This window comes from Protofrankia sp. Cas3, assembly GCF_963555955.1.
In the GTDB taxonomy this organism is placed as follows: domain Bacteria; phylum Actinomycetota; class Actinomycetes; order Frankiales; family Frankiaceae; genus Protofrankia.
The window spans coordinates 1-17,346 of sequence record NZ_CAUVXP010000031.1; the positions used below are offsets into that span (position 1 = coordinate 1).

Here is a 17,346-nt window from a genome sequence, read left to right on the forward strand (position 1 = left end):
GAGCTTCGCGACCAGTCACCACTGGTCGCCGTGCCGCTGGGAAGCACCGAACAGCACGGACCGCACCTGCCGCTCGACACCGACACCCGGATCGCGCGGGCGCTCGCGGACGGGTTGGCCTCGCGACTGCCCGGTGTCCTTGCAGCCCCGGCCCTGGCCTACGGCGCGAGCGGCGAACACGCGGACTTCCCCGGGACACTGTCGCTGGGCAACCGCGTCCTCGCGCTGGCCGCCGTTGAAATCGCCCGCTCCGCCGACATCACGGCGTCCGGCGTGGTGTTCGTGAACGGGCACGGCGGCAACGCCCCGGCCCTGCGGGAAGCGGTCACGCTGCTGCGCTCGGAGGGACGCCACGTGCTCGCCTGGGCACCGCGGTCGGCTCGTGCCACCGATCTCGGGATACCGGCCGGCGACACGGACCTGCACGCGGGACGAATCGAGACGTCCCTCATGCTGCACCTGGCGCCCGGCCTGGTACGTCTCGACCGGGCCGTCGCCGGACCGTCGCCGCCGCTCGCCGAGCTGATCCGCCGTGGGGTCGGGTCGCTGAGCCCCTCGGGTGTGCTGGGTGACCCGACCGGAGCGTCGCCGGGCGAAGGTGCGCTTCTACTGCGCGCCTATGTGGACGACCTGGTCACGGCCGTCGCGCGCTGGGATGAAAGCCGCCGGGACGAGAACCGACCGCAGGAGAACCGGTGACGGAAGACCCGGGGATGGGAAGTCCGGTCGCCGTGGTGACCGGCGCGGCCCGAGGTCTGGGTGCCGCGGTCGCGGCAGCCCTGGACGAGCGTGGCTACCGACTGGTCCTCACCGACATCGCGACCGGTGCCGCCGGCCCGGCCGCTCCCACGGACGGCGGATACCCGTACGCCGCCTGGGAGGATCTCGCGAAAGTCGCTGCGGGTTGCGCCGAGGCGGTGGCCGTGCGGGCCGACGTCCGGGTCCAGACCGACCTCGACGCCGCGGTTGCGACAGCCCTCGACCGGTTCGGACGCCTCGACGCCGCGATCGCGGTCGCCGGGGTGATCGCGGGTGGGCCACCGGTCTGGGAGACCGACGACCAGACCTGGCGGATGCTGCAGGCCGTCGATCTCGACGGTGTGTTCCACCTGGTCCGCGCGGCCGTCCCGGCGCTGCTGGCGGCACCGGCCGGCCGGTTCGTGGCGGTTTCCTCGGCCGCCGGAACCCGCCCGCTGGCACGCCTGGCGGCGTACTGCGCGGCCAAGCACGGCGTCATCGGGCTGGTCCGCAGTCTGGCCGCGGACCTGGCCGGCACGGCGGTGACCGCCAACGTCGTGTGCCCGGGATCGATGGACACGACGATGCTCGCCGAAACGGCCCGGGTCTACGACCTGGACGGGGTCGACGAGTTCGCCCGGCATGCCTTCCAACGACGCATCCTCGACCCGGCCGAGGTGGCGGAGGCGGTCGCATGGCTGTGCTCGCCCGCCGCCGGAGCACTGACCGGGGCTGTCGTGCCGGTGGACGCCGGCTTCACCGGCTAGCGGTCGGTGGAAGCGGTCGCTATGGCAACGAAAGCCACCTACCGCTGGACGACATTCGTCCGAACAGTAGGTGGCAACGGTCGCTGTGGCGACCGCTGCCACCTACCCAGGGATACGCTCTTACGCCTTGTGCTTCTCGATCGCGTCGGTGAGCTGCGGGACGACGTTGAAAAGGTCGCCCACGATGCCGTAGTCGGCGAATTCGAAGATCGGCGCTTCCGGATCCTTGTTGATCGCAACGATCATCTTGGACGTCTGCATTCCGGCCCGGTGCTGAATCGCCCCGGAGATGCCGACCGCGATGTAGAGCTGCGGCGACACCGTCTTTCCGGTCTGCCCGACCTGGTTCTGGTGGGGATACCAGCCGGCGTCAGTTGCCGCACGGGACGCCCCCACCGCGGCGCCGAGCGTGTCCGCCAACTTCTCGACGAGGGCGAAGTGCTCGGCGGCGCCCAGACCGCGGCCGCCGGAGACGACGATCTGCGCCTCGGTGAGGTCGGGGCGACCCGACTTGGCCTCAACAACCCGGTCAAGGATCTTCGCCGACCTGGCGGAGTCCGAGATCGTGATGTCGACCTTCTCCTCGGTCGGCGTACCCGGGGCAGCCACCGGTGGGGTCGTGTTCGGCCGCACCGCGAAGACCGGCGTCCCCTTGGTGACCTTCGAGGTGACGATCGTGGAGCCACCGAAGATGCCTTGGGTAGCGGCCAGGTCCGGCGTGAGGCCGACCGCGTCCCAGATCAGGCCCGACCCGGTCTTGGCCGCCGTGCGCGCGGCGGCTTCCCTGGCATCCGGGGTGGCCGCGGTCAGGACCGCTACCGGAGACCTGTCGGTCACCAGCTTGGCCAGGACCTCAGCCACCGGGGCCACCACGTAGTCGGTGACGTCCTCGGACTCGACGACGTAGACCGTGGACGCTCCGTACTGAGCCAGGAAGTCCTTGGCTTTCGCGTACGTTCCGGGCGCGCCGAGGAAGACCGCGGACGCCTCACCCAGCGACCGGGCGAGCGTCAGCAGCTCGGCGGTGACTTTTTTCGGCTCGCCGTCTGCATGCTCGACGAGAACTAGAACCTCAGCCATCGGACAAGACCCCTCAGATCAGCTTCTGCGCGGCGAGGAACTCAGCGGCCCTGGTGCCACCGTCGCCCTCGTCCTTGACGATCGTTCCGCTCTGACGGGGCGGAGCGGCCTGAGCGTCCAGCACCGTCGACGCAGCGTTGGCGAGGCCCACCGTGCCAGCATCCAGGCCCGCGTCCGCGACGGACAGAGTGGTCAGCGGCTTCTTCTTCGCCGCCATGATGCCCTTGAACGACGGATAACGCGGCTGATTGATCTTCTCGACAACCCCGACAACCACAGGTGTGGACGCTTCCACGAGGAAGTAGCCGTTGTCAGCCAGCCGTTCGATCCGCACTGTGCCGGCGCCCGGGTCGACGGTCACCTTACGGGCCTGGGTCAGCTGCGGGAATCCGAGCCGCTCGGCAAGCAGCGCACCCAGCACACCGCCTCGGGCATCGGACGCCTCAGTAGCGGTGATAACAATATCAGGCGAAAGCGTTGAAATAACCTTCGCGAGCGCAGCGGACGTCTGCAGGGCATCGGAGCCGGCCAGCGCCTCGTCGGTGATATGGACGGCCTTGTCCGCGCCCATCGACAGTGCCTTACGCACGGTTTCCAAGGCCTTCTCGGGACCCATGGTGACCACCGTCACCTCGCCACCATGAGCCTCTTTGATCTTCAGGGCCTCCTCGACCCCGTACTCGTCCATTTCGTTCATGACGTTGTCGACGCTCTTGCGATCCGTCGTCCTGGTTGTGGGATCGAGCTTCTTCTCCGCCCAGGTATCCGGAACCTGCTTGACGGTGACGACGATGTTCACGCCTCGGGGCCTCCGTAGCCACATTCATGGGTCTTCATTGCTCTTGACATGGTCGCACCTGCGTCGTTGACACGCTCAATGATCGTCGACGTGACCCAGGTCGCACTCGACCCATCCTGCACGCCAGGCTCCTGGTGCGTGCATTCGCACGCGCGTCTGCACGCCCCCTTCCATCATTGTGACAGCTCCACTACGTTGTGTCTCGCAACACATCGTCTGGCCATTGCATCATGAAATATCACGTAATGAGCTACGGGGGCTCAATGAACAGACAACAATCGTCGGCCGATCAAGAAACGATCAACTGCGGACCGCGTCAAACTCTATTCGGACGGTTACTTGCCGAAGCGTCCGTCTCAGACACTCGCTTCGCCCGACAGGTCAACGAACGCGCGCGCCGACAACGAAACGTTGATCTCGGTCTTGCGCGTACCACGGTAGGGCACTGGCGTCGCGGAATGCGCCCCCGTGACCCCATGGTGGCTGAGCTCGCCGCCGCCGAGATGTCGATGCTGGTCGGCTACCCCATCGCGCCATCCGATCTCGGTTGGCGCGGCGAGGCCTATCACGGCGACGACTTCGGGCTCGCCGTAGCCGAAAAGCCCTCGGGCACTCTTCGGACTATTGCCGGACTCTCGGGGCGAGATATGCGCAGACGCGACCTCTTATACGACGGAGCGGTCTTCGTCGCCGCCGCCTTCGCCGACCCCGTGCTGGCGAGCCTCACCGGAGTCGTCGAAACGATCAGCCGGGACGAGATCGTACCTCCGGTACCGACCGCCTCCATGATCAGAGATATGACCGAGACCTTCCGCAAGCTCGACGCCCGCTACGGCGGCGCCGAGATTCGCGGACAGGTGGTCGCCTTCCTACACGACCGCGCGAGAGCGGCGCTGGAGAACCGCCACACGCCGGACCTGTTCAGCTCGCTCGCCGAACTGACCCAGTTCAGTGGCTGGCTCGCTCAGGATTGCGACCGCCAGGCACTTGCCCAGCGCTACTACATCCAAGCGCTGGGCCTCGCGGAACACAGCGGGGACACGATGCTCGCCAGCCGGATCCTGTCCGCCATGAGCGACCAGGCCGGCCGCCTCGGTCAGTACCGGCAGAGCCTGGCCATGGCGAAGGCCGCCATCGACCGTTCCCACGGCTCGGCGTCTCCCACGGTCCGGGCGATGCTGCACGACAAACACGCCTGGGCACTGGGCCGCATGGGCGACGAGCCCGGCTGTAGCCAGGCGCTGATCGACATGGAGGACGAACTCGAACGCGCGAAGCCTGGTGACGGTCCACAATGGGCCTCCCACTACGACGAAGTGGACGTGGCCGAATGCAAGGGCCACTGTTTTCTGTTGCTCGGCAAGGCGAAGGCGGCCGAACCCCTGCTGCTGGAATCCCGTTCCCGCCCGCCTGCTTCCCGGACCCGGACCCGCAGCTATGCCGAGGCGGATCTCGCGCTGTCGTATCTGCGCCAGCACGGCCCGGACATCGAAGCCGCGCTGGACGCGGCGAGCCGCGCGATTGACCTCGCCGGCCAGTTGGATTCGGCGCGGATCACCGACAAGTTGCGTGAGGTTGACCGCCGGTTGAGCCGGCATGACGATGTCGTCGCAGTCCGGGAGTTGCGGGCGCGCTCGGCACCGCTGATCGCCCGCACGGAGAGCCACACCGAGGTGGCGGTGGCATAACGCGGCCGGGTACATAACGCGGCCAGGTACATACAACGCGGCCGGCCGGCGCGGCCGGGTACGCCGGCCGGCCGGTGCCTGTGACGTACGCCGGCCGCGGCCGCGCCTGTCGGCTGGCGATGACCGGCTGGCGATGACTGAAAGCGCTCCGTCGGCCCCGCCGCCGGCCACGAACCTCCCGGCCGGCAGTCTATGAACATGACCCCGCACTCGGACACCGGCTCTGACCTGCCCGTGTACCCCGAAGACGACGACCACGTGGTGCCATCGAAGCGCGGCGCCGCCGGGGTGATTCCGCCGCGGACTCTGGTAATCTTTTTTTCCTGGCTGGCAGTCGGCAGCCTCGGGGTCATCACGCTGGGCCGCGGCCTCCATCTGGATGACGCGCTGAGCTGGCCCTACTCGGGGATCAACGCCTTCACCCCGGTCGAATTCCTGCCGGCCTATGTGGTGTTGGCCGTCAGTTTCGCATTGCGACGCAACCGGCTGTTGATCGTCTCAACGCTGGTCATCATCGCCCACCTGTACTGGACCGTACCCGAGCTCTGGCCGGGGAAGCCCGAAAGCGCTCCCGCCGGCTCGGTGAAAGTGCGGATGATGAGTGCGAACCTGCTGTACACGAACGAGAACGCCGGACGGCTGGGTACCCAGATCCGCGCGGAGGGACCCGACATCCTCGTTCTGGAGGAGGCCACCCCCCTTACCCTGGCTGCGGTCGAGAAGTCCGGGGCGCTGGCAGCTTTCCCTTACCAGAATGTCCGTTCCCAGCCGAATCCGTTCGGAATCGCGGTGTTCTCCCGTTTTCCGTTGGTCGAGCCGGAGCTGCGGTCGGTTGCAGACCTGCCGTCACTGCGGATGACGGTGCAGGTGGACGCGGCGCATCAGTTCCGCCTTTTCGCTGTCCACACGGTCGCGCCGATCAACGGCGGCTCCGCCCCTCGGTGGCGCAGCCAACTGGACAACCTGCGGGCCGACGTCGCCCGCACGCCCATCCCGGTGGTGCTCGCAGGCGACTTCAACGCCACCCGCGACCACCGACCGTTCCAACGCCTGCTAAATGATCATCTTCGCGATGCCCACGACGTGGTCGGTGCCGGCTGGACACCCACCTGGAACGCGAACCACCTGGTGCTGCCGCCGCTGCTGCGCATCGACCACGTCCTGGCCTCGCCGCAGTTCGCCGTCACCGGCTACCAGGTGGGCGCGGCGTTCGGTAGCGACCACAAGCCCCTCATCGTCGATCTCGCCCTGCGCTGACTCCGGCACCCGTTCCGGGAGATCATCACATCGAACGATGTGAACCTGATGCGATGGGAGCAACACCGGATTCACATCGTTCGGCAGCACCCCGCCCTGTCCTGCTAGGCAGAGGTGGTCCAGACCGCGAGTCCGGTTCCGCAGGCCGTGCAGAAGTTCTCGGTCGGCCGCGCCGGCTTCACGCAGGTCAGGCATGCACGACTACCGGCCCGCACCGCATAGATCCCATCGAGGATCCTCCTGGGCTCGTCCTCGCGCAGCCACTGGTCAAAAAAGCGGGCGCGCTCGACCGTGAGTGGGTGGGATCCGGTGGTCCGGATCCGCATGCGGTGAAACCGGGTCAGCCTGCTCTGCTCGGCCATGTCGTCAAGCAACCGCGCCTGCTCAAGAAAAGCGGCGGGGTTCATCTGGTCCAGCCAGCGGGTCGCCCCGCCGGCCAGCTTCATCATCATCCGCACGCATGGATCGGGATCCTGGACCGCGAGCATCGCTGCCCGGTCTGCGGTCAGCTCCGCCTTGCGCGACCAGGCCGCGAGCCCCGCCCCGAGGCCGAAGGCCGCGATGTTGTTGACAACGGCGTTCGACCGCCGGGCCACTCCCGCGCCCATCGCCCCGCTGACAATTCGTGCCATGGTCCCGTATAGAACGTGACCGCATTTGACGTGCCCGATTTCATGCCCGAGCACGGCCAGCAGCTCATCGTCATCCATGATCTCGATGAGATCGGTGAAAAGCACGATGTACGGATGGTTGTGCCCGGCCGTATAGGCATCGACCGGCCCACGCCGGATGTAGAGCTCAGGCTCTGGAACGTCCAAAATCGCGCACGTCTCGCGCAGTATGGCGTGGATCCCCGGAAATTGGCGGGGACCGACCTTCACGCTCGATGCCGTATTCTCCACGTACTGGGTACGTTCGACACCCCATTCGATGTATTTGGCCACGACCCGGTCGAACCCGGGAAGGCGCTTCAACGTACGGGTGGCCCGCCGGTCAAGCGGATGTCGGAACGCGTCCGGATCGAGCCCTGGCAGGCGAATCCGTCCACTGTCTGGAACGGCGTTCACCGACGGCTTCCGGATGCTGACAACCTCGTCGGCTTCGGCCATCCCCCACCTCTCGTGGCGCCCGTCCCCGGTCGCATTGTCGACCGAAGCGGGATGTCAGGCGTCATAGTAGAGCGCCCCGTCGCCCCACGACAGCCCTACGCTCGAACGCGAGGACGTCACCTGCGCGACACCGGACCCGCCACACCCGACCGGCAACGATGAGCGTCGGCAGGTCAGCGTCGGCAGGTGAGCGTCGGCAACCGGTCACCGTCAACGGCCGACGAAGTCCGCCTTGCCCGGGCCCCGCTCGGCAAAGGACTCCATGCCGATGCGCTTATCCTCGGTCCCGAACAGCCCGGTGAACACCGCGGTCTCCAGCCGTAGCCCGTCGGACAGTCCAACGTCCAAACCGTCGTCGATCGCCACCTTGGCCGCCCGCAGCGCCAGCGACGGCCCCTGCGTGAACCGGCCGGCCAGGCGCAGAGCCTCGGCGTAGACGTCGTCCGGGGCCACCACCCGGTCGGCGAGACCGATCTCCTTGGCCTCGGGTGCGCGCACCTGGCGACCCGTGAATATCAGGTCCTTGGCCCTGGCTGCGCCGATCAGCCGGGGCAGCCGCTGCGTCCCGCCCGCGCCTGGGATGACTCCGAGCAGGATCTCGGGCAGCCCGACCTTGGCGTCGTCACCGAAAACCCGGAAGTCGGCACACAGGGCGAGCTCCAGCCCGCCACCGAGGGCGTATCCGGTCACCGCGGCGACCACGGGCTTGGGGATACGGGCCACCTGCTCGAAGGTTGCGGTGAGTTCACTGACCCACGCCAGGATCTCGGCGTAGCCCATCGGGGTCATTTCCTTGATGTCGGCTCCGGCCGCGAACACCTTGGGACCGCCGTAGAGCACGACGGCCCGAACGTCGGAACGGGCCGCCGCCTGCGCCGCTGCCACCCTCAGCTCGCCGGTGAGCTGGCTGTCAATCGCGTTCATCGGAGGCCGGTCCAACCTGATCGTGCCTATTGCGTTGTCGACCTCAAAGTGCACGACCGCCACCGGCCGACCTCCTCAGCTCACCACCGCGGATCACTACCGCGAATCGCTCCTGCGGACCACTACTTCGGATCAGTACCGGGGATCGGTGCCGCGCTTTCCGGACCCCTGACGCACCTTAGGCCGTAACCGCCTGATCTTCACGGATACGTCATGATCACAGTCCGACATCGACCCCGGCCTCCGATCGCCACGTGAGGTGATCTCCTACTGCGAGCGCCTGCATCATTCGACAGCTACCGTGACGGACGTGACGACGCTGTCCCCGGTCCGAGGCATCGTGGATCTGTCCCACCGCGCCCTACCCGGGTCGTCCGACCCGCTCGGCGTGCACTGGGACGGATCCGGTGTCAACGTTGCGGTGGCAGCCCCCAATGCCGCCGCGGTTGAGATCTGCCTGTTCGACGGCCAGGGCATCGAGAATCGCTACCGGCTACCTGAACGTGACGGCGGGGTATGGCACGGCTACCTGCCTGGTGTCGGGCCGGGCCAGCGCTACGGTCTGCGCGCACACGGGCCGTACGCCCCCGACCGTGGCCTGCGCTACAACCCGGCGAAGCTTCTCGTCGATCCATACGCCCGCATGCTGACCGGCGGTCTTGTCCTGCATCCAGCGATCTCGGGTTTCGACGAGACCGACCCGTACTCGGACGGCTCGGACGGGCGCGACTCCGCGGCCTTCGTCCCGCGATGCGTGGTCGTCGACCCCCGGCCGTGCAGTACCGACCCGGCCGCCAACCGGCCGGGCACACCCTGGCCCGACACGGTCCTCTACGAGCTGCACGTGAAGGGGTTCACCCACGGGCACCCCGATGTCCCGACCGGCCAGCGGGGCACCTACGCGGGGCTGGCACACCCGGCGGTCATCGACCACCTGCGTACCCTCGGTGTCACCGCCGTCGAGCTGCTGCCCGTCCACGCGAACCTCTCCGAACCGGCGCTGTCGCAGCGGGGCCTGGTCAACTACTGGGGCTACAACACCCTGGGCTTCTTCGCCCCGCATCCGGGCTACGCGGCCACGGACAATCCGGTGGCCGAGTTCCGGGCCATGGTCCATGACCTGCACGCGGCCGGTATCGAGGTCATCCTGGATGTGGTCTTCAACCACACCGCCGAAGGCAGCGAACGCGGGCCGACACTGTCGCTGCGCGGGCTGGACAACACCACGTACTACCGGGTGGAGCCGAGTGATCCACGCCGGTACCGGGATGTGACCGGATGCGGCAACACCCTGAACACCTCATCCCCGCACGTGATCAAATTGATCATGGACTCGTTGCGCTACTGGGTCACCGAGATGGGTGTGGACGGGTACCGGTTCGACCTGGCAACCGCGCTCGCCCGCAACCCCGACGGATTCGACCCGGCCGCGCCGCTGCTGACCGCCATCCACGCCGACCCGCTGCTGTCAGGTGTGAAGCTCATCGCCGAGCCATGGGACGTCGGCTGGGGCGGCTACCAGGTCGGCGCCTTCCCCGCGCCATGGGTGGAATGGAACGGCCACTACCGCGACACCGTCCGTGCGGCCTGGACCCAGCGCGCGTCCGGTGTGGCCGAGCTGGGTTACCGGATCACCGGATCGAGCGACCTGTACCAGCACTCGGGCCGGCGGCCGTGGGCTTCGGTCAACTTCGTGACCGCACACGACGGCTTCACCCTGGCCGATCTCGTCTCCCACGCCGAGAAACACAACGAGGCCAACGGCGAGGGGAACCGCGACGGCGACGGCTTCAACCACTCGACGAACTGCGGCGTGGAGGGCCCGACCGATGATCCGGACGTGCTGGCCTGCCGGCGCCACACCCGCCGCGCGCTACTCGCGACGCTGCTGCTGTCGGCGGGCGTACCCATGCTGCTCGCCGGGGACGAGTTCGGCCGTTCGCAGAACGGCAACAACAATGCCTACTGCCAGGACAACGCGATCTCCTGGCTCCGCTGGCCCACCGGCGCACCGACAGACGGACCGGCGGACGGGCCGGTGGACGGGCCGGTGGACGAACCGGCCGACGGCGGCCCGTCATCCCCGACCGACCCCGCCGGAGACGATCCGATGCTGCTCGGGCTCGTCAGCGGCCTGGTGGCGCTGCGGCGGGCGTCACAGACACTGCGCCGCCAGGCGTTCTTCCACGGCGGCCCGTCCAGCATCGGGTCGCTCGCGGACATCACCTGGTTTCGCGCCGACGGAACAATCATGCTGGACGCCGACTGGAACTCACCACTGGTCCACACGGTCGTGGCCCATCTGTCCGGACGGACGCTGCCCTGGCGCACGCCGGACGGCGCCACCGTTACCGGCGACAGCTTCCTGCTCGTCCTGCATCCCGACCCTGGTGAGGTGGCCGTCGTCCTGCCGGGTGAGCCGTGGGCCAACGCCTACGAGCTGCTGCTGGACACCTCCGCCGAGGACCTCGCCGGCTTCCCCGGCACCCTCGACGGACCTGCCCGGCACCTGGACGCCGATCAGGAGCTCCACGTCACCGGACGCGCGGTCCTGCTCCTGCGCGCCACCGGATAACCGGGTGGGGGGCTGCCGGGGTGCGACCGGGCCCCCCACCCGGTGGCGGCAGTGTCAGTCGGGATTCGCCACGAGCCCGAGTTCCGCCGGCGAAGCGAGCTGCGGATGTCGCGGAAGCACCCGGACGGTGTAGCCGAAGGCCCCCGTCCGCCGCAACGGGATGGTGCCTTCGAAGCGCAGCCCGCCGCCCTCGCCGGCACCGGTGTGGGCCAGCCCGACGGTGGCTGAGTCGAGCAACCGGTCGGCCTCGTCGATGCGACCATAGGACGCCTGAACCTCTACGTCCCCAAGGTCCAGGCCACCGAGCTCGACAGTTGCCCGGACCACCAACGACTGCCCGACCTGGGGAGTGTCACCGAGCCCGGCCGAGTCGACGTTGACGACCCGCACGGCTGGCCATGCCTGGCGGATCCGCGCCTTCCAGCCCGCGAGCTCGCGTGCCCCGAGCAGCCCGTCGGCCGCGGCCACCCGCGCAGAGGCCGCGGCGGGCAGGTAGTACCGCTCGACGTATTCGCGCACCATCCGGGTGGCGAGCACCTGCGGGCCGAGCGTGGACAGGGTGTGCTTGACCATCGAGGTCCACTGGCGAGGAGGCGCGCCCGCGCCGGCGACGTCGTAGAACCGTGCGGTGACCGTGTTCTCCAGGAGCTCGTACAGGGCGACCGACTCGAGGTCGTCACGCCGGTCGGGGTCCTCGACACCGTCCGCGGTGGGGATCGCCCAGCCGTTCTGCCCATCGAACATCTCGTCCCACCAACCGTCCCGGATGGACAGGTTGAGGCAACCGTTGAGCGCGGCCTTCATGCCCGACGTTCCGCACGCCTCCAGCGGGCGCAGCGGGTTGTTCAACCACACGTCCGCACCGGAGTAGAGGAAACGCGCCATCCCGATGTCGTAGTCCGGCAGGAACACGATGCGATGACGGACCTCGGAGGAGTCCGCGAACTGCACGATCTGCTGGACGAGCTGCTTGCCGCCGTCGTCGGCCGGGTGCGCCTTGCCGGCGATGACCATCTGGATCGGGCGCTGCGGGTGGCGCAGCAGCCGGGTGAGCCGTTCCCGGTCCCGCAGCATCAGAGTGAGACGCTTGTAGGAGGGGACCCGACGGGCGAACCCGATCGTCAGGATGGCCGGGTCGAACACGCCGTCGATCCAGTCGAGCTCGCTGGGTGCGGCGCCACGCTGCAGCCACGACGTGCGCAGCCGCCGCCGAACCTCGGTCACCAGGCGTTCACGCAGTTCTCGACGCATCGACCAGACCGCGTCGTCCGACACCTGGGCGATCTTTGCGAAACCCTCGCCGCCATCCTCGAGGGGAGATGGACCGAGCTCCCGGTCAGCAAGTTCGATCACGCTGCGCGATACCCAGGTGGCGGCATGGACGCCATTGGTGACCGAACCGATGGCGACCTCGGCCGGGTCGAACCCGGGCCACAGGCCCGAGAACATCTCGCGGCTGACGATTCCGTGGAGCCTGCTGACCCCGTTGGAGCGCTGAGCCAGCCGCAGGCCCATGTGGGCCATGTTGAACATGTTCGGGTCTGACTCCGCGCCGAGATCCAGCACGCGGTCGACGGGCACGCCCGGCCAGGCGTTGTCCCCGCCGAAGTGACGGGCCACCAGGTCCCTGGGAAACCGGTCGATTCCCGCGGGCACCGGAGTGTGGGTCGTGAACAGCGTGCCGGCGCGGGCCGCCTCCAACGCCTCGTCGAAGCTCAGGCCGGTCTCGGTCAGCTCGCGGATGCGCTCCAGGCCGAGGAAACCCGCGTGGCCCTCGTTGGTGTGAAAAACCTCCGGAGTCGGGGCACCGGAAACCGCCGAGTAGGCCCGCAACGCCCGAACCCCGCCGATTCCCAGCAGCATCTCCTGGAGCAGGCGATGGTCGGTGCCACCGCCGTAGAGCCGGTCGGTGACACCCCGCTCGGCCGGCTGGTTGTCCTCGACGTCGGAGTCGAGCAGGAGCAGCGGCACCCGCCCGACCTGTGCCTTCCAGATCTGCGCGTGCAGGGTGCGGCCTTCGGGAAGCCCGATCGCGATTTTGACCGGAGCGCCCGAGGCATCGATGAGTTGGGTCAGCGGCAGGCCGTGGGGGTCGATGCCGGGATACCGCTCCTGCTGCCAGCCGTCCCGGGACAGCGACTGCACGAAATAGCCAGCCCGGTAGAGAAGACCCACCCCGACGATCGGCACCCCGAGATCGCTGGCGGTCTTGAGATGGTCGCCGGCGAGAATCCCCAGGCCGCCGGAGTACTGGGGCAGCACCTCGGTGATGCCGAACTCCGGGGAAAAGTAGGCGATCGCCCTCGGGGCATCGGGCAGCGCCTGGTACCAGCGTGGAGCGGTCAGGTATTCCTGCAGGTCCTCGGCGGCGTCGTGCAGGCGGCGGATGAAGCGGCGATCAGCTGCCAGGGTCTCAAGGCGCTCGTGGTCGACCTCGCCGAGCAAGCGAACCGGATCCCCTTTGCAGGAGCGCCACAGTTCGGGATCAACGGACTCAAAAAGATCGAGTGTCTCCGGGTGCCATGACCAGCGGAGGTTCAGCACAAGCTCGCCGAGCGGGAGGAGTTGCTCGGGGAGCTGTGCACGGACGGTGAAGCGTCGAAGGGCTCTCACGAAGTTGTGAGCCTAGACACCGCCGAGCGCCGGAATCCACCCGGGTGTCGGCAGGCCAGGATGCAGCCGGGCCCTCGGCCACCCGACGCCCCGAACCCCCTGTTCACTCGTCCGGGCCGGCTGCGGCGACTTTCGCGGACAAAGCCCCCATTACCATCGGATCGCGCAGAGTCGTGACATCGCCGAGCTCGCGCCCCTCGGCGATGTCCCGCAACAGCCGCCGCATGATCTTCCCTGAGCGTGTCTTCGGGAGGTCGTCGGCCCAGATCACCTGCTTGGGACGGGCCAGCTTCCCTATTCGCGCGGCCACATGGTCGCGGATCTCGTCTACCATCGCATCGTCGCCGACACGATCCCCAACCAATGTGACAAAAGCAACAATGGCCTGGCCGGTCTGGTCGTCGGACCGGGCGACGACGGCAGCCTCCGCCACCGCCTCGTGGGCGACGATCGCCGACTCGACCTCGGCCGTCGACAGGCGGTGGCCCGACACATTGATCACATCGTCGATCCGGCCGATGATCCAGAAATAGCCGTCGGCATCGCGCCGGGCCGCGTCACCGACGACATACACGCTCCGACCGAATCGGGAGAAATAGGTCTGCACGAACCGTTCGTCGTCCCGATAGAGCGTCCGAAGCATCGACGGCCACGGCTTGGTGATCACTAGGATGCCGGTGCCCTCGGTGATCGGCGCGCCATCCTCGGACAGCAGTGCCGGTGAGATCCCGGGCAACGCGGTCGTGGCCGAACCAGGCTTGGTCGACGTCACACCCGGCACCGGAGAGATCATGATCGCACCGGTCTCGGTCTGCCACCAGGTGTCGACGATGGGGCAACGCCCACCGCCGATCACCTTGTGGTACCACAGCCACGCCTTCGGATTGATCGGCTCGCCCACGGTGCCCAGCAGTCGCAGGGAGGACAGGTCGTGCCTGCCCGGGTACTGCGGGCCCCACTTGATGCACGTCCGGATCGCCGTCGGAGCAGTGTAGAAAATCGTGACCTTGAACTCATCGATGATCTTCCACCAGATGTCCCGGTCGGGATAATCGGGAGCGCCTTCGAACATCACGCTGGTCGCGCCGTTGGACAGCGGCCCGTAGACGATGTAGGAATGCCCGGTGATCCAGCCGACGTCGGCCGAGCACCAGTAGACGTCCGAGGCCTGGTCAAGGTCGAAGACGAGCCGGTGGGTGTAGGTCGCCCCGGTCAGGTATCCCCCGGTGGTGTGCAGGATGCCCTTGGGCTTGGCCGTGGAGCCGGAGCTGTAGAGAATGAACAGCGGATGTTCGGCATCCATCGGCTCGGCCGGGCACACCGGGTCGACCCGCTCGCACAGCTCGTCGTACCAGACGTCCCGGCCGGCGAGCATCGGGGCGGGTATGCCGGTCGAACGGACCACGACGATGTGCTCAAGGGTTTTCACCTCGCCGAGTTCGGCGTCCACCGCCTCCTTGACCGCCGCCGTCCGCCCCTTGCGGCGGGCGCCGTCCACAGTGATCAACAGTTTGGCCGCGGAGACCTCCATCCGCTCACGGACCGCGGACGGGGCGAACCCGCCGAAGACGACGTTGTGGACGGCGCCGATCCGGGCGCAGGCGAGCATCGCCACCACGACTTCGGGAATCATCGGCAGAAAGATCCCGACAACGTCGCCCCGGCCGACCCCTAGGCTCTTGAGCCCATTGGCCAGCCGCTGGGTCGCGGCCAGCAGGTCGGTGTAGGTCAGCGCCCGTCGTTCGCCCTCCTCACCGACCCAGTGGAAGGCGACCTTCTCACCGCGGCCGGCTGCCACGTGCCGATCCAGGCAGTTCGCCGAGACGTTGAGACGGCCGTCGGTGAACCAGCGGTAAAAAGGCGGGTTCTCATCATCGAGCACGGTCGTGAACGGGACGTCCCATGCCAGCAGGGTCCGGGCCTTGTCCGCCCAGAAAGCCACCGGGTCGGCGGCGGCCGAGTCGACATCGGCCGCATAAGCCTGCCGGGGGATGAAATCGGCCGGCGGATCGAAGCGGTCGACCGACAGCATCCGCTCCAGCTCATGTTCCAGACCCCTGCCTGCGACGCTGGTCTCGGTCTGGTCGGTGCCGGTGATACCGGTGCCGTCCGCGGTGCTGGTCATGGGTCCTCCTGCGTCCGGCTGCCATTTCATCCGCATCCGGGTGTACCACGAAGTGCCGACAACCCACAGGATCCCGCCACGGTGGCGGGCCCGGCCCTGCCCGATCCGGGCACGCCACCGGGCACGCTACCCCGCGTGTACGGCACCCGCCTGCGCCGGCACCTCGTCCTTTCCGGCCCGGACGAGGACGACAATGGTCGCCAACGCGAGCAGAATCAGCACCGCGCCCCAGACGAACGCCGTCGTGTAACCGGAGATCTGTGCCTGGGCCGTGCTCTGCGGGCTGGCGCCGTGGTCGATGACATAGTTCGTCACCGCGGTGGCGAACACCGTGTTGAGCAGTGCCGTTCCCAGCGAACCACCGACCTGTTGGGTGGCGTTGACCAGGGCACTGGCCACACCGGCGTCATGGGGCTCGACACCGATGAGCGCAAGACTCGACATCGGTACGAATATCAGGCCAAGGCCGATGCTCATGAGCAGCTCACCGGGCAGGACGTGGCTGACATAGCTGGTGTCGAGACCGATCTGGGTCAACGTGAACAGACCGACCACCGTGAGCACGGTTCCGGCGACCATCGGGACCTTGGGCCCGGTACGCGGCATGAGCTGGCTGGCGAGCCCGGCTGACACGATGATCCCAGCGCTGAACGGCAGGAAGGCGAATCCGGTCCGCAGCGCGCTGTATCCGAGACTCACCTGGAAATAAAAGGTGAGAAAAAGGAACATGGCGAACAGGCCGCCACCGATGAGCAGGGACGACAGGAAGGATGCGCCGCGGTTGCGTTCCCAGATCACTCTCAGCGGAAGAAGCGGCGCAGCGCTGCGTGCCTCGACGATGACGAACCCGACCAGCAACGCGGCTGCCGCCGCGAGGAACCCGAGCGTGACCGCCGAGCTCCAGCCGTCCTCAGCCGCCTTGGTGAAACCGTAAACCAGGCTGACCAGCCCGGCGGTGACGGTCAGCGTCCCGGGAATGTCGTAGCGCGCTTTGCCCTCGGCCCGGCTCTCCCCCACGATCGGCAGTGCGGCGGCGGCTGTGAGCAGTGCGATCGGGACGTTGACCAGCAGGCACCAGCGCCAGGAGGTGTACTCGGTCAGCACGCCGCCGAGGATGAGCCCGAGCGCGGCGCCGCCACCGGCGATCGCACCATAAACACCGAATGCGCGGGCACGTTCTCTGGTCTCGGTGAACGTGACCGTGATGAGGGAGAGCGCTGCCGGCGCGAGAACCGCGGCGAATGCTCCCTGCAGCGCACGGGCGGCGAACAGGAACGAGGCGTCCGGAGCGAGGCCACCGATCGCCGATGCCGTGGCGAAACCGAGCAGACCACCGACAAAGGCGCGCTTTCGCCCGATGAAGTCGGCGATCCGGCCGCCGAGAAGCAGCAGGCCACCGAATGCCAAGGTGTACGCGGTGACGATCCACTGCCGATCAGCCACGGAAATGTGCAGATCAGCCTGGGCCTTGGGCATGGCGATGTTCACGATGGACGCGTCGAGCACTATCATCAGCTGAGCCACTGCAATGATCGCGAGCGCAAGCCATCGCCGGGAGTCTACGCCACCCCCGGCCTGCGCTCCGATGCTTCCATATGGGCGTTCAACAGTCGTAGTCACTAATGCTCCTTGACCAGCCAATCCGAAGATGACGGAATATTCGGGCGCCGG

12 protein-coding genes are annotated in these 17,346 nt (G+C 67.8%); 5 read left to right on the forward strand and 7 right to left on the reverse strand.

What is annotated here, in order from left to right:
- Both mftE and U9983_RS08525 read left to right on the forward strand, forming a co-directional pair.
- A partial coding sequence (gene mftE, locus U9983_RS08520; protein ID WP_322753495.1) for a mycofactocin biosynthesis peptidyl-dipeptidase MftE occupies positions 1-699 on the forward strand: 699 nt, incomplete at its 5' end.
- Positions 700-713: 14 nt separating this feature from the next.
- Complete coding sequence (locus U9983_RS08525; protein ID WP_322753522.1) at positions 714-1,505, forward strand: mycofactocin-coupled SDR family oxidoreductase; 792 nt, start codon at positions 714-716, stop codon at positions 1,503-1,505.
- 120 nt (positions 1,506-1,625) lie between these two features.
- Here U9983_RS08525 and U9983_RS08530 read toward each other — a convergent pair whose 3' ends face one another.
- Both U9983_RS08530 and U9983_RS08535 read right to left on the reverse strand, forming a co-directional pair.
- Positions 1,626-2,585 carry an electron transfer flavoprotein subunit alpha/FixB family protein gene (locus U9983_RS08530; protein ID WP_322750175.1) on the reverse strand — a complete coding sequence of 320 codons (960 nt, stop codon included), beginning with the start codon at positions 2,583-2,585 and terminating at the stop codon, positions 1,626-1,628.
- A gap of 13 nt (positions 2,586-2,598) precedes the next feature.
- Complete coding sequence (locus tag U9983_RS08535) at positions 2,599-3,384, reverse strand: electron transfer flavoprotein subunit beta/FixA family protein (protein ID WP_322753496.1); 786 nt, start codon at positions 3,382-3,384, stop codon at positions 2,599-2,601.
- A 476-nt stretch (positions 3,385-3,860) separates the two neighbouring features.
- Between U9983_RS08535 and U9983_RS08540 the strand changes: the two genes are divergently transcribed.
- Positions 3,861-5,072: a transcriptional regulator gene (locus U9983_RS08540; RefSeq protein ID WP_416211321.1), complete on the forward strand. Its 1,212-nt coding sequence runs from the start codon at positions 3,861-3,863 to the stop codon at positions 5,070-5,072.
- A gap of 258 nt (positions 5,073-5,330) precedes the next feature.
- Entirely contained in the window at positions 5,331-6,329 is a 999-nt protein-coding gene (locus tag U9983_RS08545) for an endonuclease/exonuclease/phosphatase family protein (protein ID WP_322753498.1), read from the forward strand.
- 104 nt (positions 6,330-6,433) lie between these two features.
- On the opposite strand, the gene U9983_RS08550 is transcribed toward U9983_RS08545, so the two are convergent.
- Together U9983_RS08550 and U9983_RS08555 are read right to left on the reverse strand one after the other, a co-directional pair.
- Entirely contained in the window at positions 6,434-7,438 is a 1,005-nt protein-coding gene (locus U9983_RS08550; RefSeq protein WP_322753499.1) for a M48 family metallopeptidase, read from the reverse strand.
- A 210-nt stretch (positions 7,439-7,648) separates the two neighbouring features.
- Positions 7,649-8,425, reverse strand: a complete 777-nt coding sequence (locus tag U9983_RS08555; protein WP_322753500.1) for an enoyl-CoA hydratase/isomerase family protein — start codon at positions 8,423-8,425, stop codon at positions 7,649-7,651.
- A gap of 247 nt (positions 8,426-8,672) precedes the next feature.
- On the opposite strand from U9983_RS08555, the gene glgX reads away from it, so the two are divergent.
- Complete coding sequence (gene glgX, locus U9983_RS08560) at positions 8,673-10,937, forward strand: glycogen debranching protein GlgX (protein ID WP_322753501.1); 2,265 nt, start codon at positions 8,673-8,675, stop codon at positions 10,935-10,937.
- A gap of 54 nt (positions 10,938-10,991) precedes the next feature.
- On the opposite strand, the gene glgP is transcribed toward glgX, so the two are convergent.
- The 3 genes from glgP to U9983_RS08575 all read right to left on the reverse strand — a co-directional run bounded on the left by glgP (position 10,992) and on the right by U9983_RS08575 (position 17,295).
- The gene (gene glgP, locus U9983_RS08565) at positions 10,992-13,550 is read right to left on the reverse strand and encodes an alpha-glucan family phosphorylase (RefSeq protein ID WP_322753502.1); all 2,559 of its coding nucleotides are present in this window, start codon (positions 13,548-13,550) and stop codon (positions 10,992-10,994) included.
- Between the two features lie 103 nt (positions 13,551-13,653).
- Entirely contained in the window at positions 13,654-15,675 is a 2,022-nt protein-coding gene (gene acs, locus U9983_RS08570) for an acetate--CoA ligase (RefSeq protein WP_322753503.1), read from the reverse strand.
- A gap of 126 nt (positions 15,676-15,801) precedes the next feature.
- Positions 15,802-17,295 (reverse strand): MFS transporter, encoded by a 1,494-nt coding sequence (locus U9983_RS08575; RefSeq protein WP_322753504.1) that lies wholly within the window; start codon positions 17,293-17,295, stop codon positions 15,802-15,804.
- Positions 17,296-17,346 lie beyond the last annotated feature (51 nt).

Bases quoted from the DNA above. Each gene is read 5' to 3' on its own strand.
- U9983_RS08540 (WP_416211321.1), top strand. From the start codon at position 3,861: ATGGTGGCTGAGCTCGCCGCCGCCGAGATGTCGATGCTGGTCGGCTAC.
- U9983_RS08525 (WP_322753522.1), top strand. From the start codon at position 714: ATGGGAAGTCCGGTCGCCGTGGTGACCGGCGCGGCCCGAGGTCTGGGT.
- acs (WP_322753503.1), bottom strand. From the start codon at position 15,675: ATGACCAGCACCGCGGACGGCACCGGTATCACCGGCACCGACCAGACC.
- U9983_RS08530 (WP_322750175.1), bottom strand. From the start codon at position 2,585: ATGGCTGAGGTTCTAGTTCTCGTCGAGCATGCAGACGGCGAGCCGAAA.
- U9983_RS08550 (WP_322753499.1), bottom strand. From the start codon at position 7,438: ATGGCCGAAGCCGACGAGGTTGTCAGCATCCGGAAGCCGTCGGTGAAC.